This is a genomic window from Bacillus cereus group sp. BfR-BA-01524, from assembly GCF_022662595.1.
In the GTDB taxonomy this organism is placed as follows: Bacteria; Bacillota; Bacilli; order Bacillales; family Bacillaceae_G; genus Bacillus_A; species Bacillus_A thuringiensis_S.
Genome location: NZ_JAKUDW010000475.1, coordinates 1 through 219, shown reverse-complemented (window position 1 = coordinate 219; position 219 = coordinate 1). Strand labels below are relative to the sequence as shown.

Below are 219 nucleotides of genomic sequence, written 5' to 3'. Positions count from 1 at the left end.
CGCAAAACCAATTTGTAAGTAAGTTTCACGGATTTGGTGAAGGATTAAATAATGCCAAAGTAGGTGCAAATAAATTAAATAAGGGGTCAGATCAATTAATTGATGGAGTAACGCAATTAGCAGACGGTTCAAGCCAAGTAACAACTGGCTTAGGCACTCTTAATGGTGGTCTAAATAAAATGTCAAATGGCTCAATCCAGCTAATCGAAGGCGTAAATA

1 protein-coding gene is annotated in these 219 nt (G+C 37.0%); it reads left to right on the top strand.

Annotation, left to right across the window (positions count from 1 at the left end):
- Positions 1-219 (top strand): hypothetical protein (locus tag MR170_RS31960; RefSeq protein ID WP_242310799.1); only part of this gene is annotated, 219 nt, incomplete at both ends.